At 64.8% G+C, this 21018-nt stretch carries 18 protein-coding genes; 6 read left to right on the top strand and 12 right to left on the bottom strand.

What is annotated here, in order from left to right; translation table 11 throughout:
• The first annotated feature begins 99 nt into the window (after positions 1-99).
• The 3 genes from QW863_RS04695 (at position 100) to QW863_RS04685 (ending at position 3208) form a co-directional block, all read left to right on the top strand.
• Entirely contained in the window at positions 100-1125 is a 1026-nt protein-coding gene (locus tag QW863_RS04695; protein ID WP_315711464.1) for a DUF2806 domain-containing protein, read from the top strand.
• A gap of 224 nt (positions 1126-1349) precedes the next feature.
• Positions 1350-2225: a class I SAM-dependent methyltransferase gene (locus QW863_RS04690; protein WP_315711465.1), complete on the top strand. Its 876-nt coding sequence runs from the start codon at positions 1350-1352 to the stop codon at positions 2223-2225.
• Positions 2226-2326: 101 nt separating this feature from the next.
• Entirely contained in the window at positions 2327-3208 is an 882-nt protein-coding gene (locus QW863_RS04685; RefSeq protein ID WP_315711467.1) for an AraC family transcriptional regulator, read from the top strand.
• 529 nt (positions 3209-3737) lie between these two features.
• Here the strand turns inward: QW863_RS04685 and QW863_RS04680 are convergent.
• The 8 genes from QW863_RS04680 to QW863_RS04645 form a co-directional block, all read right to left on the bottom strand.
• Complete coding sequence (locus tag QW863_RS04680; protein WP_315711468.1) at positions 3738-5297, bottom strand: oleate hydratase; 1560 nt, start codon at positions 5295-5297, stop codon at positions 3738-3740.
• A 115-nt stretch (positions 5298-5412) separates the two neighbouring features.
• Positions 5413-6972, bottom strand: a complete 1560-nt coding sequence (locus QW863_RS04675) for an oleate hydratase (RefSeq protein ID WP_315711469.1) — start codon at positions 6970-6972, stop codon at positions 5413-5415.
• A gap of 153 nt (positions 6973-7125) precedes the next feature.
• Positions 7126-8601 carry an ABC transporter ATP-binding protein gene (locus tag QW863_RS04670; protein WP_315712595.1) on the bottom strand — a complete coding sequence of 492 codons (1476 nt, stop codon included), beginning with the start codon at positions 8599-8601 and terminating at the stop codon, positions 7126-7128.
• Positions 8602-8651: 50 nt separating this feature from the next.
• Positions 8652-9335 (bottom strand): isochorismatase family cysteine hydrolase, encoded by a 684-nt coding sequence (locus QW863_RS04665; RefSeq protein WP_315711470.1) that lies wholly within the window; start codon positions 9333-9335, stop codon positions 8652-8654.
• Positions 9336-9350: 15 nt separating this feature from the next.
• Positions 9351-10277: an ABC transporter permease gene (locus QW863_RS04660; protein WP_315711472.1), complete on the bottom strand. Its 927-nt coding sequence runs from the start codon at positions 10275-10277 to the stop codon at positions 9351-9353.
• A 3-nt stretch (positions 10278-10280) separates the two neighbouring features.
• Complete coding sequence (locus QW863_RS04655) at positions 10281-11390, bottom strand: ABC transporter permease (RefSeq protein ID WP_315711474.1); 1110 nt, start codon at positions 11388-11390, stop codon at positions 10281-10283.
• The gene (locus tag QW863_RS04650; RefSeq protein WP_315711476.1) at positions 11387-12496 is read right to left on the bottom strand and encodes a BMP family ABC transporter substrate-binding protein; all 1110 of its coding nucleotides are present in this window, start codon (positions 12494-12496) and stop codon (positions 11387-11389) included. Before QW863_RS04650 ends, QW863_RS04655 begins: the two co-directional genes overlap by 4 nt.
• 401 nt (positions 12497-12897) lie before the next feature.
• Positions 12898-13053, bottom strand: a complete 156-nt coding sequence (locus QW863_RS04645) for a hypothetical protein (RefSeq protein ID WP_315711478.1) — start codon at positions 13051-13053, stop codon at positions 12898-12900.
• Positions 13054-13277: 224 nt separating this feature from the next.
• On the opposite strand from QW863_RS04645, the gene QW863_RS04640 reads away from it, so the two are divergent.
• Positions 13278-14246 carry an SDR family NAD(P)-dependent oxidoreductase gene (locus QW863_RS04640; RefSeq protein WP_315711480.1) on the top strand — a complete coding sequence of 323 codons (969 nt, stop codon included), beginning with the start codon at positions 13278-13280 and terminating at the stop codon, positions 14244-14246.
• Between the two features lie 202 nt (positions 14247-14448).
• Here QW863_RS04640 and QW863_RS04635 read toward each other — a convergent pair whose 3' ends face one another.
• The 3 genes from QW863_RS04635 to QW863_RS04625 all read right to left on the bottom strand — a co-directional run bounded on the left by QW863_RS04635 (position 14449) and on the right by QW863_RS04625 (position 17172).
• The gene (locus tag QW863_RS04635) at positions 14449-14925 is read right to left on the bottom strand and encodes a GcrA family cell cycle regulator (protein WP_315711481.1); all 477 of its coding nucleotides are present in this window, start codon (positions 14923-14925) and stop codon (positions 14449-14451) included.
• An 86-nt stretch (positions 14926-15011) separates the two neighbouring features.
• Positions 15012-15209, bottom strand: coding sequence for a hypothetical protein (locus QW863_RS04630; RefSeq protein WP_006614936.1), 198 nt, complete (start codon positions 15207-15209; stop codon positions 15012-15014).
• 1021 nt (positions 15210-16230) lie between these two features.
• Entirely contained in the window at positions 16231-17172 is a 942-nt protein-coding gene (locus QW863_RS04625) for an acetamidase/formamidase family protein (protein ID WP_315711483.1), read from the bottom strand.
• A gap of 130 nt (positions 17173-17302) precedes the next feature.
• On the opposite strand from QW863_RS04625, the gene QW863_RS04620 reads away from it, so the two are divergent.
• The gene (locus QW863_RS04620; protein WP_315711485.1) at positions 17303-18091 is read left to right on the top strand and encodes a YdcF family protein; all 789 of its coding nucleotides are present in this window, start codon (positions 17303-17305) and stop codon (positions 18089-18091) included.
• Here the strand turns inward: QW863_RS04620 and QW863_RS04615 are convergent.
• On the bottom strand, positions 18088-19935 hold the full coding sequence (locus QW863_RS04615; RefSeq protein ID WP_315711486.1) for a tetratricopeptide repeat protein: 1848 nt from the start codon (positions 19933-19935) through the stop codon (positions 18088-18090). The genes QW863_RS04620 and QW863_RS04615 overlap by 4 nt on opposite strands.
• 186 nt (positions 19936-20121) lie before the next feature.
• Here QW863_RS04615 and QW863_RS04610 point away from each other — a divergent pair, with 186 nt between their 5' ends.
• Positions 20122-20907, top strand: a complete 786-nt coding sequence (locus QW863_RS04610; protein ID WP_315711487.1) for a DUF169 domain-containing protein — start codon at positions 20122-20124, stop codon at positions 20905-20907.
• The last annotated feature ends 111 nt before the right edge of the window (positions 20908-21018 follow it).

Genomic DNA, 21018 nt, shown 5'->3' with positions numbered 1-21018 from the left:
GTAGCCGGTCGCGGGTTATCCTCTGGATCGGTGGCAAGCTTCTCAGTGCAGGGTTTGCTCCGGCTGCCAAGCCGACACCAATTATAAAAAAGGTCCGAGATGAATGAAGACCATCTGGACAAAGAAACCTCTGTTTCTGTGGATCTTACCCCCACAGGGGTAAAGGCAAAAGCAAGGAGCCGATTCGTCGCTGCTTTTGATCGCTTATGCGGAAATGCCGTCGAGTTGCTGAACATTCCGATGGAGAGACGTATTAGTCGGGATCGGGCAACGATCGACGGAGAAAAAAAGGTCATAAGCGCAATCGTGGATTATGGGCTGAGGCGCCTGAAGCGAGATCCTCAATTTGCTGAGCGCGTCGCAGAAAAGCACCTTGAGCAAATATTCGGTCGTCAGATCAACAAAGATGGTGTGATGGCCTGCACCATCGAAGATCTACGACACACTCAGATGACCGAGGACGAGGCAGAAAGTGGTCCCGAGAAGCTAGATCCGCAATTCCTAGGTCGGTTGGAACGTTATGCCGAGGATGCGTCGACGGAGGAGCTTCGGGAACGATGGGGGCGAGTTCTTTCGGCCGAAATCCGAAACCCAGGTACTTTCTCGCCAAAGGTACTCCGAATAGTTGATGAGTTAGATGTAGAAACGGCTCATCTCTTTGAGGAGGTTTGTAAGTCGCGGCTAGCGAACGTTCTGCCTAGGAGCTTGGTAGGCGATTTGCCATTTGATCATGTTACTCTGCTGAGCTCTGCCGGACTCATGGTTGAACCCGGACTAGGCCAGATCCGGTCCTTCAATTCTGTTACGGGCAGCGACGGCAAAAGCCGTTGGGTGCTTGGCCTCGGTGAGTATGCTCTCGCCTTCTTGGCCGACAGTAACATTGATATGAAATCCCTGTTTCTCGGAGCCGAAGCAAAGAATCCGCTGCTGTTCGATGAGAATGGTGTTCCGGCGATACCGGTATACGTACTAACGAATGCTGGAAATGCCGTGGCACAAATTCTGCCAAACAATCGACGCATCGCTTTTCAGGAGCTCGCAAAAAAGCTACGCGAACATAGCCCAAATATTGAATTTGACATGCTTGAAGTCGAATCCAATAAATTCAGGTTCTTCGAGATCTGAGTTTCGGTACAGCGGTGCCCCTATAGTGCCGTTGCCCCGGCGGAAGTCGTGGCCTATCGGCGGAATAGGAATGAGCAAACCTTGGCGCGGTGAGCTTACGTTTGCGCTGCGACGAACGCTTTTCAATTCGCTAGCCACCCCCTAAACTACCCGAACTGGGCGCCGCTGGACGCTGTTCGATCCGGCCCGTTTCATTTGTGAACTTTGTTGCCGAGACTTCCGTCATGGACGCCGCCGTCGCCGACATCTCCTTTGGGCATTTCGAGAACGCCGAGCAGATCGCCTTCTGGAACGGTGCGGGCGGCGGGCGCTGGGTCGCGCGCCGCGCCGAGATCGATGCGCTGCTGGCGCCGGTGCAGGAGGCGCTGCTGGAGCGCGCGGCAATTCAGGCGGACGAACGGGTGCTGGACATCGGCTGCGGTTGCGGGGCGACCTTGATCGCGGCGGCCGAGAAGGTCGGCCCCGGCGGCAGCGTGCTCGGCCTCGACGTGTCCGCAGCCATGCTGACCGCGGCCCACGAGCTCGCCCCTGCCGATGCGCCGGTGAGCTTCGTGCAAGGCGACGCCATGGTGCACCACTTCAAGGCCGCGAGCGCCGATCTCGTCATCTCGCGCCTCGGCGTCATGTACTTCGCCAATCCGGTGCGCGCCGTGCTCAACATCCGCAATGCGCTGCATTCGGAGGGGCGCGTCGCGTTCGCCTGCTGGGGCGAGCTGCGCGACAACCCGTGGGCGCTGGAGCCGCTGCAGGCGGCCTATGACCACGTGCCGAAGCTGCCGGGCTTGCCGCCGCACGCGCCGGACGATTTCGCGTTCGGTGCTCCCGAGTGGATGGAGAAGGTGACGACCGATGCCGGGCTGCGGCGCATCCGGCTGGAGCGTCACGACGTCGCGCTCGACTTCGGCGCGGGCGCCGGCCTCGATAGCGCGGTGCAGACGGCTCTCGCGATCGGGCCCGCCGGCCGTGCCGTGGCCGGGCAGTCGTCCGAGGCGGTGGAGGCCGCGACGGCCGCCGTGAGGAAGGCGTTGGCGCGCTACGCCAAGGGCCCGGGCGTCATGGTGCCCGCTTCGTTCTGGACCGTGACGGCCGTCGATCCGTGAAAGTCGGTCTTGATCACTGAGCCCCGTGACAAAGCCGCAAGATCGGTCGAGCGCGTCATGTCCGCCTGCGCTTAGCTGAAGCCGCCACGGAGCAGGGAACGATGAAGGCGGCGCTGCGAAACTACCATGCGCGGATGCAGCGGGTGCTGGATCATATCGACCGGCATCTGGAGGATGATCTCGATCTGGACGCGCTGAGCAGCATCGCGGCCTACTCGAAATATCATTTCCACCGGCAGTTCACGGCGACCTTCGGTCTGTCCGTGAATCGCTACATCCAGCTCGCCCGCATGAAGCGGGCGTCCTATCAGCTGGCCTACAGCGATGCCCAAAGCGTCACCGAGGTCGCGATGGAGGCCGGCTACGATGCGCCGGACGCCTTTGCCCGCGCCTTTCGGCAACGGTTCGGGCAATCGCCGTCATCGTTCCGGAAATCTCCCGACTGGGAGCCGTGGCTTGCGGCCTTCGGGCCTCTCGACGACGCAAGGAGCAAGCTGATGCGGACGACCTATACCCCTGACGACGTGACGATTCGCGAGGTGCCGACCACGCCGGTGGCGATCATGGAGCATCGCGGCGACCCGGCCACGCTCGGCGCCACGATCCAGCGCTTCATCGCCTGGCGCAAGGCCGCCGGCCTGCATCCCCGAACCAATCCAACCTTCACGGTCTGGCGCTCCGAGCGTCGCCCGGCCTCGCCTGCCGACTACAGCGTGGACCTTTGTGTCGGGACCGACCAGCCGGTCGAAACGCAGGACGCGACAATCAGGGCCGGCGTGATCCCCGGCGGACGCTGCGCGGTGCTGCGCGTCGTCGGCAACACCCACAATCTGGAGCCGGCCGCGCTGTTCCTCTATCGCGACTGGCTTCCGGCCAGCGGCGAGGAGGCGCGTGACTTCCCGATCTATTGCCAGCGGTTGAACTTCTTCCCGGAGGTTCCCGAGCACGAGATGGCTGCGGACCTGTTCCTGCCGCTGAAATAGCGCCTGACGGCCGGATCCATCCTAAAAACTTGCAGCCAGGAGCCTTCTCAACCTTCGAGCCCCGCAGAAGGCGGCTCTGAGGGGGAGAGGGGCCTACGTTGGAGCGGTTCCAGTTCCGTTCGGGAACCGCGATCGGCCATGTCCGTTAACGATCGAGCAGCTCAATTGAGGCCCCACACCCTGACATTGAACCTTTGCGCGCACGCGCGCACCAAACCTGTGTTCGGCTCGTTGTGGAGCCGGTTCCAGGAAATTTCAGACTGACATCGGGGTTCACCCCGATGTGCTGTTCATTGTCGTTGAAGGAGGCGCGTATGGTCCTCAGGACTTTGAAAGTTTCGCTGTCCGTTTTCGCCGCTGCAACCTCGGTGGTATCGCTGTTTGCCGTCAGCTGGGTCGGTCTCGCACTGCTCGGCTACTGACAATTCACGCAACAAGGATCGAGGCGCATCTGTGCCTCGCGAGACGGAAAGCGCGCCCCGGATCGAGACTGATCCGGGCGCGCTCGTTCTTGCCGATGCGAGAGGCGTTATGCGAATGCCTTCTCCATCGTCTCGATCAGCACGCGGAACGACTTGTCGTGGCGCGTGATCGGCGGGATCGCCCGGGTGATTCCGAGCAGCTGATAGACCGCCATCTGCGCCGCGCGCACCGAGTATTCCACCGTGAACACGACGTCGTCGGGGATCTCGACGAACTGGCTGACGAAGGCGAGGTTCTTCGAGTTCGCCGGCACCGGCAGCGGCCGGTCCGCCTTGTTGCGCGGCATGAACATGCTGGTGATGTAGGGCAGGCGGCAGGGCACGCAGGTCGCCTGGTCGAACACCGAGAGGTCGAAGTTGAGGTGGCCGCAGAGCTCCTTGAGAATGTCGGCGCCGCCGCAATCGGCCATCGCCTTCGGCACAAAATTGCCGATGCGGTCGGGATGCAGCGCGTAGCCCCAGAACACCTGCATGTCAGCAGGCTGATCGGCGAAATGCGGCTGGTGATACAGCACGACCGACATCAGCCAGTTGGATTCCGTGAAGGTGACGAGCCCGCCGGTGCCTGCGGCGTTGCCGCTGAACGCCTCCATCGCGTCGAAGAAGCGCGGATTGCGGCAGGTGACGGTGAACGATTCCCAGCAGGATTCCGGGATCGATGAGTTGAACGCGGCGGGATTGCCAAACTCGGGGCGGTCCTTCGCGATCTTCTCCCACAGCGTCCAGCCCTGGCTGTCCTGCTTGGTGAGCCGCGGCGGCGGTGCATCCTGGGTGCCCAGGCTGGTCGCGTCCGTCATCGAGCCGTTCTGCAGGAAGACGAGATCGTCGCTCGACAGCGCGATCGTCTCCGGCTGGCCGCTGCGATCCAGCGTCAGGCGCTTGACGACGTGCTTGCCGGCTTCCGTCGCGATCTCCATGTCGGTGACGTCGACGCCGCCGGCGAAATTCACGCCATGGCCCTCCAGCCATTTGACGAGCGGCACGACGATCGCGTCGTACTGATTGAACACGGTGCGCTTGACGCCAGCCAGCGTCTCGATGCGCGGAAACTCGTTCATGAAGCGATGCAGATAGCGCTTGAACTCGACCGCGCTGTGCCAGGGCTGGAACGCGAACGTCGTCTGCCACATGAACCAGAAGTTCGTGGTGAAGAACGGTGGCGACAGCCAGTCGGTGATGCGGGAGTTGCCGAGCTTCTCCTCGGAGGCCTCGGTCAGCCGCACCAATTCGAGACGGTCCTGCATGGTGAAGCCCATGGTCGAGACGTCGACCTTGTGCCGGTTGCGGTCGACGAGGCGCGCCTGCGAATGCGCGACATGGACCTTGTTGAAGGCGATCGTCTCGTCGCGCACGGTGCGGTTGGGATCGCCGGCATCGGGGATGGTGGAGAGCAGGTCCCACGTGCACTCGTAGTGATCGGTCGTCAGCATGCGGCCGCCGCGCAGCGAATAGGAGCCGTCGGGCAGCCGCGCACCATCGAGGCTGCCGCCATAGGGCAGGTGCTTTTCGAAGATCGTGATGTCGCGGCCTTCGACGCCGCCGTCACGGATCAGGAATGCCGCGCCGGCCAATGCGCCGATGCCGCTGCCGATGAAATACGCCTTCATGATGGTTCACCCGGGATCGTGTGCTACGATCCGGGGCTTAGCCGCTGTGTTCCCTCGTGGAACTGATCCAGGTCAAGCGCTGCGACGCGTGGTGATCACGATCTCGCGTGGTCCGTCAGGCGAATGATTTCACCACCGACTGCAGCAGCACCTTCAGCGATTTGTCGTAGGGCGTCACGGGCGGAATGGCCCGGTCGATCTTCAAGAGCTGATAGACCGCATGCATGGCCGCGCGCACCGAATATTCGATCGTGAAAACGGCGTCCTCAGGCAGCTCGACATATTGGCCGATGAAGGCGAGATTCTGCGAGGTGAGCGGCACCGGTAGCGGCCGGTCGCCATAGCTGCGCGGCATGAACATGCTCATGATGTAGGGCATCCAGCACGGCACGCAGGTCGCCTCGTCGAACACGGCGAGCGGGAAGCGCAGATGCCCGCACAGCTCCTTCAGGATTTCGGCGCCGCTGCACTCGGACATCGGCTTCCCCACGAAATTGCCGACGCGGTCGGGATAAAGCCCATAGCCCCAGAAGATCCTGATGTTGTCGGGTTGGTCCGGAAAGTATGGCTGGGTGTAGAGCACGATCGACATCCGCCAGTTCGAATCCGTGAACGTCACGAGCCCGCCGGTGCCGGCGACATTGCCGGTGAAAGTCTGCATCGCATCGAAGAAGCGCGCATTGCGGCAGGTCACCGTGAACGACTCGAAGCTCGATTCCGGAACCGATGAATTGAACGCGGCCGGATTGCCGAACTCGGGGCGGCCGTGTGCGAGCTTCTCCCACAGGGTCCAGCCGTGGCTGTCGTCCTTGGTGAGCTGTTGCGGCGGAGCCCCGTGGCTGCCGAGGCTGGTCGCATCCGTCATGGAGCCGGCCGTGTAGAACACCAGATCGTCGTCGGCGAGATCGATCGTGCGGCTCGCGCCGTCCTGCGTCAGAGCAAGCCTGACGGCGCGGTGCTTGCCGCTGATGGTGACGAGCTCGATATCGGTGACATCCGTGCCACCGACGAAGTTGACGCCGTGGCCTTCGAGCCAGCGGACCAGCGGCTTGACGATCGAGTCGTTCTGGTTGTGCACCGTCCGCTTGACGCCGCCAAGCGTATCCATCATCGGGAATTCGTTCATGAAGCGGCGCAGATAGCGCCTGAACTCGACCGCGCTGTGCCAGGTCTGGAAGGCAAACGTCGTCTGCCACATGTACCAGAAATTGGTGGTGAAGAAAGGCGGCGACAGCCAGTCCGAGATCAAGGAATTGCCGAGCTTCTCCTCGGAGGCCTCGGTGAGCCTGGTCATCTCGATGCGGTCCTGCATCGAGAAGCCCATGGTCGAGACGTCGACCTTGTGCCGGTTGCCGTCGACCAGCCGCGCCTGCGCGTGGGTGATGTGGAGCTTGTTGAACGCCACGGTCTCCTGGAGGATGGTCTCCTGAGCGTCGGTTTCGCAGGGAATGGTCGACAGCAGGTCCCAAGTGCATTCGTATTGCTCGGTCGTCAGCATGCGCCCGCCGCGCATCGAGTAGGAGCCGTCCGGAAGACGGGCGCCGTCGAGACTGCCGCCATAGGGCAGGCGCTTCTCGAAGATGGTGATGTCCGATCCGGAGATGCCGCCGTCGCGGATCATGAATGCTGCGCCTGAGAGCGAACCGATGCCGCCGCCGATGAAATAGGCCTTCATGAGACCGACCTGCAATCTAAGGGTTTGAAACACAATAACGAAAATGCCGGCAGGCGCGGCGTATCACAGGCCGATCAAAGCCCGCCGGGAGCCATGTTACCCCGGCGCGATGAATTAGTCGTCAACACGTTGAAGTCGTTTCGCGGGGCCGGCTCAATGCCCGGCCATGTGGCGGCCGATCTCGGTGAGATCGGCACCGCTCGCCCGGGTCTCGTAGACCAGCTGGCCGTGGAACATCACCACGAGGCGGTCGGACAGTTCGAGCAGCTCGTCGAGGTCCTCGCTGACCAGGAGCACGGCTGCGCCGCGGTTGCGGGCGGCCATGATCTCGGCATGGATCTGCGCCACCGCCGCGAAGTCGAGGCCGAAGCAGGGATTGGCGGCGATCAGCACCTCGACGTCGTGGCCGAGCTCGCGCGCCAGCACGGCGCGCTGCACGTTGCCGCCTGAGAGTGCCGAGATCGGCGTGTCCGGCGTGCGGGTCTTGATCTTGTAGCGGTTGATCTTGGCGGTCGCGTCCTTCCGGAAGGCGGACTTGTTCAGCCAACAGCCGCCGCGCGCGAACGGAGCGCGGTCGAACTCGCGGAGCGCGATGTTGTCTGCGACGCTCATGGCGCCGACGCAGGCGTTCCTCAGTGGCTCCTCGGGGAGCAGCGACATCTTGTGCCGGCGCATCTCGTCGCGCGTGGCGGAATAGGCTGCGCCGGAGACTCTGACAGCGCCGCTCTCGGCCTCGCGCTGGCCGGCGAGCACCTCGACCAGCTGGCGCTGGCCGTTGCCGGAGACGCCGGCGATGCCGACGATCTCGCCGGCGCGTACGGTCAGCGACAGGTCATGCACTGCCAGGCCTCCGGCGTCGTCGCGGGCGACCAGCTTGTCGATCGCGAGCCTGATCGCACCGGCCTCGCCGGTGCGCGCCGGCTGTACGGTGAGCTGCTCGGCGCCGATCATCATCCGCGCCATGTCGTCGGGGGTGAGCTCGCCGACCTTGCCGCGGCCGGCGAGCCTGCCGCGCCGGAGGATCGTGACCTCGTCGGCGAACGCCATGACCTCGCGGAATTTGTGGGTGATCATCAAAATGGTCAGCTCGCCGGCCTCGACCATCTTGCGCAGCATGCCCAGGACTTCATCCGCCTCGCCCGGCGTCAGCACCGAGGTCGGCTCGTCCAGGATCAGGAAGCGCCGCTTCAGATAGAGCTGCTTGAGGATCTCGCATTTCTGCCGCTCGCCGGCGGAGATGTCCGACACTTTGGCGTCGAGCGGCACGCGGAACGGCATGCGCGCCAGGAAGGCCTCCAGCTCCTTCTTCTCCTTGGCCCAGTTGACCACTGCCGGTACGTCGTCACGCGCCAGCACCAGGTTCTCGGCCACCGTCATCGCCGGTACCAGCGTGAAGTGCTGGTAGACCATGCCGAGGCCGAGCGCATGCGCATCCCTGGGGTTGTCGATTGCGCGCTCGCGCTCGGCGATCAGCACGTCGCCCTCGGTCGGCCGATAGTAGCCCATGATGCATTTGACCAAGGTCGACTTGCCGGCGCCGTTCTCGCCGAGCAGCGCGTGGAACGAGCCGGGCCTGACCTTCAGCTCGACATTGTCGAGCGCGGTGAACGCGCCGAAGCGCATCGTCATCGCGATGGCCTCGACGCCGAACGCGCCCGCAGGCGTCGGATCGTCGCCGATCACGACAGCGCCTCGATCAGCGCGGAGGAGGTCGCGACCGCGCCGAACACGCCGCCCTGCATCTTGATCATCTTCAGCGCGTGATCGTGATTGCCCTTGTCGGTGGCGCCGCAGCAGTCCGACAGCAGCACGCACTCGAAGCCGCGGTCATTGGCTTCGCGCATCGTGGTGTGGACGCACACGTCGGTGGTGATGCCGGTCAGCACGATGTTCTGGATGCCCTTGAGGCGCAGGATCAGCTCGAGGTCGGTGGCGCAGAACGAGCCCTTGCCGGGCTTGTCGATGATGATCTCGCCGGGCAGGGGCGCGAGATCCGGGATGATCTCCCAGCCGGGCTCGCCGCGCACCAGGATGCGGCCGCACGGCCCGGGATCGCCGATCCCGGCGCCGATCTGCTGCGAGCGCCAGCGCTTGTTGGCGGGCAGATCGGAGAGATCGGTGCGGTGGCCCTCGCGGGTGTGGATGATCAGGAAGCCCCGCGCGCGCATCACCGTCAGCAGCGTCTTGATCGGCTCGATGGGGGCGCGGGTCAAGGAGAGGTCATAGCCCATCTTGTCGACATAGCCGCCGACGCCGCAGAAATCGGTCTGCATGTCGATCACGATCAGTGCCGTGTTCTCTGGACGGAGATCGCCGTTGTAGGGCCAGGCATAGGGCTCGGAGCGGATGGTGCGCGCGGTCATGATGGACCTCCGAAATCAGCGGGTGATGGACAATTCAGCCGGCGCGCCGCTCAGGGTGCGTTTCGGCGAGCAGGTGATGATCATGATCAGCAGCGTCAGGATATACGGCGCGGCATTGAACAAGTGATAGCCGGAGGTGACGCCGACGGATTGCAGCGCCGGTCCGAGCGCCGCAGCACCGCCGAAAGCCAGCGAGGCCCACAGGCACAGCATCGGGTCCCAGCGTGCGAAGATCACCAGCGCCACCGCCGTGATGCCTTGTCCCGACGACAAGCCCTCGTTCCAGCTGCCGGGATAGAACAGCGACAGGAACGAGCCGCCGATGCCGGCAAGGAAGCCGCCGGCCATGGTGGCGCGCAGTCGGATCATCAGCACCGAATGGCCCATCGCCCGCGCCGCGTCGGCGCTCTCGCCGGCAGTGCGGATCAGGAGGCCCCAGCGCGTGGTCTTGAATGCCCACAGCAGCAACGGCGCGAGTCCCACGCCAAGCAGGAACAGCACGTTGATGCGCAGCGCGGCGCGAACCTGCGCCACGTCGCTCCACCAGCCGAAATCGATCGCCGGCAGCCGCGCGGCGGTGGGCTCGATCAGCGGCTTGCCGAGGAAGAAGGCGAGGCCGGTGCCGAACAGCATCAGCGAGATTCCTACCGCGACGTCGTTGACGCGCGGCAGCGAGCAGATGCCGGCGTGGAGCGCGCCGAGCAGCGCGCCGGTGAGGCCAGCGGCGAGCACGCCTGCCCACGGCGATCCCGTGAGATAGGAGATGCCATAGGCGCTCATTGCGCCCATCACCAGGGTGCCCTCGAGGCCGAGATTGATGCGGCCCGAACGCTCGGTGATGCATTCCCCCAGGCTCACGAACAGGAACGGCGTGGAGACGCGGATGGCGCCGCCGAGCACCGCGAGCGGCACGGTCCAGAGCCCGATATTGCCGTCAGCCATGGATCAGGACTTTCCCTTGAGGAAACCGATGCGGCCGTAGAGCGCGTCGCTCGCCAGCACCGAGATGAAGATGATGCCCTGCAGCACCAGCACCGAGGCGTCGGGCAGGCCGAGCCGGCGCTGCAGCAGTCCGCCCGACGCATTGATGCCGCCGAGCAGGATCGCGACCGGAATGATGGCGAGCGGATTCTGCCGCGCCAGGAATGCCACGAGGATGCCGGTGAAGCCGTAGCCGACGGCGAGGTTGGCATTGGTGCGGCCCTGCACGGCGGCGACCTCGACCATGCCGGCAAGGCCGGCGCAGGCGCCGGCGAGAAAGCAGACGGTGAGGATCAGTTTGCCGACCGACAGACCGACGATCTTGGCGGCGCGGATGTTGCCGCCGGCGACGCGCGCGGCAAAGCCGAAGGTGGTGTGGTAGATCAGCACATAGGCCGCGATGGCGGCAATCAGGCCGAACACCAGGCCCCAATGCACGTCGGTGCCGGGAATGCTGCCGATCATGTTGGCGGCGCCGATCTCGCGCGTCGACGGCTTGTTGAGGCTGGCCGGATCGCGCATCGCGCCTTCGACGAGATGGTTGAGGATCGCGAGCGCGATATAGACCAGCAGCAGGCTCGAGATCGTCTCGTTGACACCGCGATACTGCCGCAAGGCCCCGGACAGCAGGATCCACAACCCGCCGCCGGTCATGCCGGCGATCACCATCGCGATCTGCACCATCAGCGGCGGCATGCCCTGCAGCGCCAGCGCCGCCGAGGTTGCCGAGAGCGCGCCGATCAGCAGCGCGCCTTCGCCGCCGATGATCACCATGCCCAATTGCGCGGGCAGGGCGGTGCACAGCGCTGTCAGGATCAAGGGAGCTGCCCGCGTCAGCGTGTTCTGCCAGGAGAACCAGGTGCCGAACGCGCCGTAATACATGTACCAATAGAGATCGAGCGGGTTCTTGCCGAACAGCGCGACGAAGATGCCGAACACGATGAGCGCGGCGACCAGCGCCGCGCCCGGGATGAGAATGTATTCAATGCTCGCGCCATAGCGTTGCAGGAAACCTGCGTCGGCGGCCGGCGCGATGGCGGCCGCATCAACCGGATCGGCCGCCTCTGATGTCACGACGTGGCTCCGATCACGCCCTCGACCAGGTAGTCCATCTTCTCGAGCTCAGGATCCTTCTGGCCGCGCTCGGTGCCGGCGGTGATCACGGTGTTGCCCTTGTTGTCCTTGATCGGGCCCTTGAAGATGGTGTAGCCCTCACCGAGGAACTTGCTCTTGATGTCGTCGGCATGCTTGCGCGCCTGCTCGGACACCGCCTCGCCATACGCCGAGATCTTGACCACTTCTTCCTTGAGGCCGCCGCGATAGAAGTTCGGAATGCTCTCGCCAGCCTGGAGCATCTTGACGAACTTCGGATACAGCGCTTCCCAATTCCATTCTGCGCCCGTGAGATACGCTTTCGGTGCCAAAGGCGACTGGTTGACGTGATAGCCGGTGACGAAGGCGCCGCGGCGCGCGGCATTCTCCACCATCGTCTTGGGACCATCGACATGGCAGGTCAGCACGTCGACGCCCTGGTCGATCAGGCTGTTGGTGGCCTCGGCCTCCTTGACCGGCATCGACCAGTCGCCGGTGAAGATCACCTGCGTGGTGGTCTTGGGATTGGCGAGCTTGGCGCCGAGCGTGAAGGCGTTGATGTTGCGCAGGACCTGCGGGATCGGCTTGGCGGCGACGAAGCCGAGCTTGCCGCTCTTGCTCGTATAGCCGGCGACGATACCGGCAATGTATTGCGCCTCGTCGATATAACCGAAATAGGAGCCGGCGTTCTTCGGGTCCTTCTCGCTCCACAGGCCGCCGCAGTGTTCGAAGCGCAGCTTCGGATACTTCGCGGCCATCTTGATCATGTGCGGATTGTAGTAGCCGAACGAGGTCGGGAAGAGCAGCGTGGCGCCGTCGAGATTGATCATCGACTCGATCGTCTTCTCGACCGCGTCGGTCTCCGGCACCTTCTCCTCTTCGATCACCTTCAGCCCGGGCAGCTTCTTCAGCGCCGCCGCGCCTTGCGCATGCGCCTGGTTGTAGCCGTAGTCGTCGCGCGAGCCGACATAAATGAAGCCGATCGTCGTCTCCGCTGCGAAGGCCGGCCGCAGGCCCGCGGCTGCGCCGAGCGTCAGCGCCGCGCCACCCTGCAACAGATGCCGTCGTGAAATCCTGCCAAAGTCCATTGGTGAGCTCCCTCGGCGGGTCGGTCCGCCCGCGCTGTCATCTCGGCTTCACCGCCACGGCGGAGCCTTGAAGGGGGTGATCGCAAGCTTTGTGCCAGCGGCGCGCGGGAAGGCAGGCGCACCAAGCTGTTGAAATGGCAACATTTTGCAGATGATCGCAGCTTAGGCAGACGAATTTCCTGCCTGATATCAGCCTAAAATTTAGTCAATTGACTTTAATTGTATGCAACGAGTTCGACCGGATGGGACCTGTACCGCTGCCTGCGACGCGGCGGCGGCCTCCAGCTCAAAGCGGTGCAGAACGAACGTCGCGGCGAGGAGGAGCGGCGGCGCAATCGTCCTGCGCAGGCCGATCGCCGGTGGCGAGCCTTTTCATATCTGCTGCAGACGGTCTCGGGGTCTCAGATCCCGAGCAGCCAGACCGCGACGATGGTGCCGATCACTGCGAGCCCGCTGATCGTCCAGCCCGTCACATAGGCGCCGTCGTCAGATCCCGCGGGATCGACCATCGTGTCGCGCCAGCCTTCGTCCTGCCAGTGCCCCTGTTGGTACGCCATGCGAACCTCCTCGAGCCTGCCTCCCCGTGGAATAAGTCGGACGCCCCTCGAGAAGGTTCAACCCCAAGCTGAAATCTTCGTTGCATGCGCTGCAACGCAAATCCCCGACATCCCCTCTGGTCAGGCCGGCGAAACGTCCTAAGCTCGGAACGCGTTCCGCGAAGAGAACGAGCAAGTCGCCGGGACGGCATGGCCGTCCCGCAGCAGGGAAGGAAGACCATCCAATGAAGGATTTCGCCGGCAGGATCGCCGTGATCACCGGGGGCGGCACGGGCATGGGCCGCGAGCTCGCGCGCCAGCTCGTTGCCGAAGGCTGCAACGTCGCCATGTGCGACGTCTCGGCCGAGGCGATGGCCGAAACCAAGCGGCTGTGCGAGGCCGAGAAGCTGCCGCAGGGCCTGCGTGTCACCACCCATGTCGCCGACGTCTCGATCGAAGCGCAGCTGCAGCGCTTTCGCGATGAGCTCGCCGAGCAGCAGGCCACGGACAGGATCCACCTGCTGTTCAACAATGCCGGCATCGGCGGCGGCGGCAGCCTGTTCACCAACTCCCGGGAGCAGTGGGAGCGCACCTTCAACATCTGCTGGGGCGGCGTCTATCTCGGCGTCCGCACCTTCCTGCCGATGCTGCTGAAGGCAGACGAGGCCCATATCGTCAACACCTCGAGCGTCAACGGCTTCTGGGCCTCGGTCGGCATGGGCGTCTCGCACACCGCCTACAGCGCCGCAAAGTTCGCGGTGAAGGGATTTACCGAAGCGCTGATCAACGACCTCCGCCTCAACGCCCCGCACATCAAATGCTCGGTGGTGATGCCCGGCCACATCGGCACCTCGATCGTGTCGAACTCGCGCAAGGTGCAGAGCGGCACCGAGTCAGACGAGCTGAGCGAGACCGAGATCGGGCTTGCGCGCCAGCGCATGAAGGGCATGGGCATCGACGTCGCCGCCATGAGCGATGCCGACATCCAGGCTGCCGCCCGCGAGCGCGCCCGCAGCTTCCTCGAGGACGCCCCGACCACGGCGGCACAGGCGGCGAAGATCATCCTTGACGGCGTCAAGGCCGAGCAATGGCGCATCCTCGTCGGCGAGGACGCCAAGCTGCTGGACCTGCGCGTCCGCCAGTCGCCGGAGCAGGCCTACGAGCCCGAGTTCTTCCAGCGCTTCGCGCAGGAGGCGGGGTGGAAGCTGGGGTAGGGGATTGTTGTTAGTTAAAGATCGCTGCTCTCGCTACGCAGACGGTGAGCTCCCCTCCCCGCAAGGGGGAGGGGAGACGAGACCGCCGCGCCGTCCCCGCAGAACGCGGAGACTTAGCAAGGCGTAGCGCGTCAGCTAGCTCTATGCGGGCTCTGCTGCCCGCGCGGGGAAGGCTCCGACAAGGAGCTCGGCAGATTGTTGCCTACCGCGACGACGCCACCCGGTACGCCATCCGCGTGTGGCTCGGGCAATACGGCAGCCCCTCGATCGGCTTCGATCCGCAGAAGCAGAAATCATCCGCGCCGGGCGTCGAGATCGGCCAGCGGCAGCGTTCCTTGGAGAGCTCGAACAGCGAGCAGCCGTTCACGACGGTGCCGACCGGCTCCTCGACGATCACAGGCGGCGGGTCGTTCTGAACCGCGCGCAGGATGCGGCGGCGCAGCTTTGGCACGGGACGGCGTGCGCCATCGCGTGTCGTCTCGGCGCGCACCACGCGCCTGGTGTCGCCGCCATTGTCGCGCGTCAGCGCCAGGCGGGAGATCTTGCCGATCACGGCGTTGCGGCTGACGCCGAGCTCGGCGGCGATCTCTCGGCAGGTCAGCCCGGCCTCAAAGTGCTGCTTCAGGGCCTGGAGCCGTTCCTCGGTCCAGGTGGGGAGTGTCTGTCGTTCGGCGGGCATTGTTGTCGCTTCCAAGTTTGATCCGTCCTGGATCGTCCTGGCCGACGGCTGCACCGAAACTGTTGTCCGCGTTGCGTGTCCCTAGCTTACGCCCGTCCGTTGTCGCGAATCGACAGCAGCCCATCCTTGATGGCGAGCCGGATGCCTTCTTCAATCAACGTTCTGCAGACACCCGGAACGCTGGTGCCGTGGGTTCCCTGTTTCACGAGCTTTTCGAGATAGCCGATGGTTGCCAGGGCTAGGGTTACGGGGATGCGGTCAGTTTCGGCTTTTTCCGTCGCCATGCCTAAAAGCTAGTCCGTAACCGGTGTACAGAAAAGTAACTTTTTAGACTCTATTAGGAATCCAATAGGTTGTACAGCGGCTTGGGGATAACTGGTTAAGATATTGAATTTTATCGTAATATGACGAATCGGCGAGGTCGCGATGGTGACTCTCCGCCCGCTCGGCGAGTCCGGGGCCGGAATGGTACGGGGACGCACGGGCCGGGAAGATTCGCGTGGGCTGCGGTGTCCGATGGTCGCTTCAACCGCCGCCGTCCTGCGGTGCGTGGTTGGGGAACCCTGGTGGGGATTGCTGGCCGAGCAGGCGGTCGGTCACCCGCGGCCACTGCGGCCTTCGGCTAGAAAAGTTCGTCATTCCAGAAATAACGCTTTCGCTTTTCCGGAAATCGTGCTTTAGTGTCGCCATCCCGCCTCGGCCGGAGGGGCGTTGCGCGCGATCGTCACGACACGCGAGGCGGGGAGCGATGGCCGCGATGGAGCCGAAGCGTGTTCTCAGGGACGCGCGGACGAACGGTTTTGTTGTGGACGTGAAGTCGCAGCGTGCTGACACCCCGACGCTGGTGTCCCCACGCAAGGCGCGCGAGCGCGTTGCGTGCATGGTGGCCAGAAAGCCCGGCGCACCAGGCAGACTGCGTATAAGCGTGAAGACCATCGCGCAGGGAAGGCCGGGCGTTCTCGGCTGCACCTGTGGTACCTGCCGCCTGCATTTTTCTCGCAGGCGGGCCGCAGGCGCCAGCCGGCGCCTGGCCTTCCCTGCGCCCTCCGACATTTCAGAGGGTGAGATCTGCAGCATGACCCGGGCAGGATCTGCCGCGGCAGCGCGACGTCACGCGTCGTTCGATGCGCTCCCTCGCGCGGCATCAATGGCATCGTCCCCGCGAACGCGGGGACCCATAACCCCAGGGAGCAGTTGGCTTGCGCAAGTCCAACCACCTCGCGTCACGACTTGGTTCGGTGGTTGGGTCTCTGCGTTCGCAGGGACGACAGCAGTGTGTTTGGCCCGACGCTCAGCCCTGTCTTCTCACCCGTGCACGACGGCCTTCGCGATCATGCAATGAATGCCCTTGGAGCCGTTGACAGTCTGGGTCACCCGCAGATCGGCGGCGAGGCTGCACAGCGTGTAGGCGTCCTCGCGCGACAAATTGCGCTTCTCGCCGAGCAGCACGATCATGTCGCGCAGCGCCTTCACCGCGCACTGGTCGAGGTCGGGGTCCATCGCCATCGTCATGTAGTGGGTGGCCGTCTCGGCGCGCGGATAGTCGAAGTTGAGATCCTTGCGCACGGTGAGACGGAAACGCCCCTGCAGCGCGGTCTCGATCGCGGTGACGCAGACCTCGCCGTCGCCCTGCACGCCGTGGCCGTCGCCGCAGGAGAACAGCGCGCCCGGCACGAACACCGGCAGATACAGCTTGGCGCCGGCGCCGAGCTCCTTGTTGTCGAGATTGCCGCCCATCGCACGCGGGATCAGCGAGGTGATGCGGCCCCAGGCCGGCGGCGGCGCCACGCCCATCACGCCGAAGAACGGCGCCAGCGGCAGCTCCAGGCCCCACGGCAGCTTGCCGACCATCCGGTCCTTGTCGAGCGGGATGTTCATCAGCCGGCTCTCGTGGAAATCGTCGGGCAGGGTGCCCGCCAGCGGCCGGATGAAATTGTAGCCCCAGTCCTGCCGCAGCTGGACGTCGAGGATGTCGACCTCGAGCACGTCGCCGACCTCCGCGCCCTTGACCGCGATCGGGCCGGTCAGGATGTGGCCGGGCACCATGCGCTCGCTGCGGGCGTGGACGTCGAACAATTCCGGCGGCACGTGGAATTTGCTGGTGTCGGGCACCACGTCGGGCCCGCCGCTGATCGAATCGATCGTGACCTCGTCACCGCTGTCGATCGTGAGCACCGGCTTCAGCCGGGATTCGAAGAAGCCCCAATGGCAGGTCTCGGGGCTCGCGTGCAGATGGTGATGGGCCATGGTCCTCTCATTCGTACCGGTTCGGGACCGAGCATAGCGCATCCGCCGGCCGCCGCAGAGAGATGGCGACGCATGGCCGCTGTCGTGTATGAGGGCGGCCGTGGCACCTCACTCCGCGCCGGAGCTCGCAATGTTCTTTGTGCTGTCGAAGACGCTCGGCCTGCTGGCACTGCCGACCAATTTCATGATCGCGCTGGGCCTCGCAGGCGCCATCCTGATGCTGACCCGCTTTGCCGTGCTGGGGCGCAGGCTGGTCGTCTCGGCCATGCTGCTGCTGGCGATCGTCGGCCTGACGCCGCTCGGCAGCCTGATGCTCTATCCGCTGGAGAGCCGGTTTCCGAAATGGGACCCGGCGAACGGTGCGCCCGACGGCATCATCGTGCTCGGTGGTCCCGTCGATTCCGACCTGTCGGTCATGTACGGCATGCCGGTGACGGTGGCGGGCGCCGACCGGGTGATCCAGGCCGCCGCGCTGGCGCGGCGCTATCCGAACGCGCGCATCCTGTTCACCGGCGGCAGCGCCAATCTGATCGCGACCGAGGCCAAGGAGGCCGACGTCGGCGCCGAGATCCTGCTCAGCCTCGGCGTCCCCAGGGAGCGGCTGTTGCTGGAGCGGCAGTCGCGCAACACCTACGAGAATGCGATCTTCTCCAAGGCGATGATCTCCCCGAAGCCGGGCGAGCGCTGGCTGCTGGTGACCTCGGCCTATCACATGCCGCGCTCGGTCGGGCTGTTCCGCAAGGCCGGCTTTCCGGTCGAGCCCTATCCGGTGGACTGGCGCGTCGGCCGCGTGCTCGACTTCGACGGCATCTCGCTGCTCGGCCTGCGGCGCGCCGACATCGCCGTGCGCGAATGGGTCGGGCTCGTGGCCTACCGCCTGCGCGGCCGCATCGACGATCTGTTTCCGGGACCGGCCTAGGCAATCGTCTTGCTGAAGCTCGCCGCTTTCGCGGCCAGCTCGCCGCGCACGCGCGCGACGACCGGCTCGTAGCGGCAGCTCGAATCCTGCCGGAACAGCCGCGCGCTCGGATACCACGGGCTGTCGTCGCGATCCCTGAGCCAGCGCCAGTCGGCCAAGTATGGCAGCATGATCCAGGTCGGCCGTCCGAGCGTGGCGGCGAGATGCGCGACGCTGGTGCAGACCGTGACGACGACATCGAGACAGGAAATCAAGGCCGCAGTCTCGACGAAGTCGGTCAGCTCGCCGGTGAGGTCGCGGATGCCGCCCTGCTGCGCCAGCACCGCCTTGTCGGCTGGCCGCAGCTCTTTTTGCAGGCTGATGAAATCCGCCCCGAGATCGAGCAGCGGCAGCAGGGTCGCAAGCGGCATCGAGCGGTTGCGATCGTTGCCCTGATGCGGATTGCCGGACCAGACGAGGCCGACCCGCAGCCGGTCATGCGCCCCGAGCCGCTGCTCCCAGGCCGCGATGCGCTCGGCCGGCAGTGGCGGGAGATAGCTTGGCGGTGGAATGGTATCGAGCGTGGTGCCGAAGGCCAGCGGCAGGCTCATCACCGGGCAGTGCATGTCGAAGACCGGCCGCTGCAGGTCCGGCGCGTAGGCGAGGCATTGCGTCACACCGTCGATGCCGGCCATCAGCGGCCGCAGCGCCTCGCGCACCACCAAGATCACCTTGGCGCCGCGCGCGGCGACCATCGGCACGTAGCGGGCGAACTGGATGGTGTCGCCGAAACCCTCGTCCTCCTCGATCAGGATGGTCTTGCCGGCGATGTCCTCGTGGCCCAGCCATTTGGACTCGGCAAAGCGCGGATAGTCGATCGAGAAATCCGGCATGGCCCAGCGCGCCTCGCGCCGGGCCCAGCCGGAGACGAAGTCGCCGCACTGCAGCTCGATATGCGCGAGCTGCCACGCCGCCTTGGGATGATCGGGGACGAGCGCGAGAATCTGCCGGTAGACGGCAGCAGCATCCTCGAAACGCAGGAGCTGCATCAGCGCAAAACCCTTGTTGAGCAGCACCTCGACGAAGTCCGGCCGCAACGCCAGGGCCTGATCGAACCACGGCAGCGCCTCCGCGCTGCGGCCGAGACAGACAAAGGCATCACCGAGATTGTTGCAGACCATCGCCTCGGTCGGCGCCAGCGCATGCGCGCGTTCACAATCGGCCAGATACGCGTCGTAGTGTTTGAGCTCGCGGAGGCACCGGGCGCGCATCTGCAGCGACTGCAGGTCATTCGGCTGCTGCGTCAGGCAGATCGTGAACGCCTGGGCGGCTTCCTCATAACGCTGCTGCTGATGCAGCAGCAGGCCGCTCTGGAACGCGGCCTCGCGGTGCGAAGGATCGATCGTCAGCGCGTGCTGATAGCTCAGCAGCGCCTCGGCGCCACGGTCGAGCGCCAGCAGCACGCCGCCCATATGCTTCCACAACTCGGCCTCGTCGGGCTTGAGCTGGATCGCCTTGTCGAAGACGGCGAGGGCGTCGTCGAGCCGGCCCATCTGCTTCAGGGTGAAGCCGAGGCTGGTGAGATAGTCGATCTTCGGCGTCTGTCGGATCGCGCGCGAGAACCACGCAACGGCATGGTCGTGCTGGCCGGTCTGCAGCGCGATGATGCCCATCAGCGCAAGGCTGTCGGCGTGGGCCGGGTCGGCCGCCAGCGCCTGCTCGCAGCACATCTGGGCATCGAGCAGACGCCCTCCGCCGAGGTGATGCAGTCCCGCCTCGTAGAGCGCGGCGGGCGACAGCACGGGCGTTCCGCCGGGGCCGGCCGTTGCGCTCTTGGCGCCTTCCTTCCGGTCGCTGCGGGTCATCGACTGATCCTGTCCGAGGATCGAAAATTCATAAGTGATTCCCGTAATATCGAGAAGGATCATGGTATGGCGGGCGAGCCCGGAGGGCGGAAATACTGGCATCACGCGGTGCGAGGGTCTAACAAGCGCCCCGAAGTCGAACCACGCATTGGACCGGCAGGCGGTGCGGTAGGGAGGGAGCGCCACATGCAACAGCCGAACGGGACGGACAGGCTGGATCTGGCGGCCATGGTGGCCGATCTCAACGGCCTGCTGCGGCTGAAGACGACCGTGATCGGCATCAAGATGTTCGCCCGCGTCGAGGACATGGAAGCGGTGGAGAAGATCCGCCGGCCCAACGCGGTGCACACCACCGACCAGATCGTCAGCATGGCCTCGCGGCTCGGCTGGACAGTCGGCATCACCGGAGATGATCTGGTCGGCGCGCAGTGCCGCGCGGTGATCGGGCTCGGCCCGCAGGACGACACCTGGCTCGAGGGCGCGAACTATGTCGGCGTCTGGCACGGCACGGCGGAGGACGCGCGCAAGCGACAGGAGGCGCTGGATGTCGTGCCGTTCGGCCGCTACCAGGCCATGGCCGTCAGCCCGCTGTCGAGCGGCCGGCTGGATCCGCCGGACATCTGCCTAGTCTATGCGACGCCGGGACAGATGATCATCCTGATCAACGGCCTGCAATATGTCGGCTACAAGAAGTTCGAATGGGGCGTCGTCGGCGAGACCGCCTGCGCCGACTCCTGGGGACGCGCGCTGAAAACCGGCGAGCCGAGCCTGTCGCTGCCATGCTTCGCCGAGCGCCGCTATGGCGGCGTGCCGGACGAAGAGATGCTGATGGCGCTGAAGCCATCCGATCTCGCCAAGGCGATCGCCGGCATGAAACAGCTTGCCAGGAACGGCCTGCGCTACCCGATCGCCCCCTACGGCATCCAGAACGACGTCCGCGCCGGAATGAATGTGTCTTATGGAAAAAAGTAGACCCGCAAACTCCGTCATTGCGAGCGCAGCGAAGCAATCCAGGGCCGAGGACGGGACTCTGGATTGCTTCGTCGCTGCGCTCCTCGCAATGACGGGGCACTAAAATCGCAG

This window comes from Bradyrhizobium sp. SZCCHNR1017 (assembly GCF_032381375.1).
Classification (GTDB): Bacteria; Pseudomonadota; Alphaproteobacteria; order Rhizobiales; family Xanthobacteraceae; genus Bradyrhizobium.
This window is presented reverse-complemented; position numbering and strand designations above follow the sequence as displayed.

What these genes read in the sequence shown, in the direction of transcription:
- QW863_RS04695 (WP_315711464.1), top strand. Translation starts at nt 100, where the DNA reads ATGAATGAAGACCATCTGGACAAAGAAACCTCTGTTTCTGTGGATCTT.
- QW863_RS04690 (WP_315711465.1), top strand. Translation starts at nt 1,350, where the DNA reads ATGGACGCCGCCGTCGCCGACATCTCCTTTGGGCATTTCGAGAACGCC.
- QW863_RS04685 (WP_315711467.1), top strand. Translation starts at nt 2,327, where the DNA reads ATGAAGGCGGCGCTGCGAAACTACCATGCGCGGATGCAGCGGGTGCTG.
- QW863_RS04680 (WP_315711468.1), bottom strand. Translation starts at nt 5,297, where the DNA reads ATGAAGGCGTATTTCATCGGCAGCGGCATCGGCGCATTGGCCGGCGCG.
- QW863_RS04675 (WP_315711469.1), bottom strand. Translation starts at nt 6,972, where the DNA reads ATGAAGGCCTATTTCATCGGCGGCGGCATCGGTTCGCTCTCAGGCGCA.
- QW863_RS04670 (WP_315712595.1), bottom strand. Translation starts at nt 8,601, where the DNA reads ATGACGATGCGCTTCGGCGCGTTCACCGCGCTCGACAATGTCGAGCTG.
- QW863_RS04665 (WP_315711470.1), bottom strand. Translation starts at nt 9,335, where the DNA reads ATGACCGCGCGCACCATCCGCTCCGAGCCCTATGCCTGGCCCTACAAC.
- QW863_RS04660 (WP_315711472.1), bottom strand. Translation starts at nt 10,277, where the DNA reads ATGGCTGACGGCAATATCGGGCTCTGGACCGTGCCGCTCGCGGTGCTC.
- QW863_RS04650 (WP_315711476.1), bottom strand. Translation starts at nt 12,496, where the DNA reads ATGGACTTTGGCAGGATTTCACGACGGCATCTGTTGCAGGGTGGCGCG.
- QW863_RS04645 (WP_315711478.1), bottom strand. Translation starts at nt 13,053, where the DNA reads ATGGCGTACCAACAGGGGCACTGGCAGGACGAAGGCTGGCGCGACACG.
- QW863_RS04640 (WP_315711480.1), top strand. Translation starts at nt 13,278, where the DNA reads ATGAAGGATTTCGCCGGCAGGATCGCCGTGATCACCGGGGGCGGCACG.
- QW863_RS04635 (WP_315711481.1), bottom strand. Translation starts at nt 14,925, where the DNA reads ATGCCCGCCGAACGACAGACACTCCCCACCTGGACCGAGGAACGGCTC.
- QW863_RS04630 (WP_006614936.1), bottom strand. Translation starts at nt 15,209, where the DNA reads ATGGCGACGGAAAAAGCCGAAACTGACCGCATCCCCGTAACCCTAGCC.
- QW863_RS04625 (WP_315711483.1), bottom strand. Translation starts at nt 17,172, where the DNA reads ATGGCCCATCACCATCTGCACGCGAGCCCCGAGACCTGCCATTGGGGC.
- QW863_RS04620 (WP_315711485.1), top strand. Translation starts at nt 17,303, where the DNA reads ATGTTCTTTGTGCTGTCGAAGACGCTCGGCCTGCTGGCACTGCCGACC.
- QW863_RS04615 (WP_315711486.1), bottom strand. Translation starts at nt 19,935, where the DNA reads ATGACCCGCAGCGACCGGAAGGAAGGCGCCAAGAGCGCAACGGCCGGC.
- QW863_RS04610 (WP_315711487.1), top strand. Translation starts at nt 20,122, where the DNA reads ATGCAACAGCCGAACGGGACGGACAGGCTGGATCTGGCGGCCATGGTG.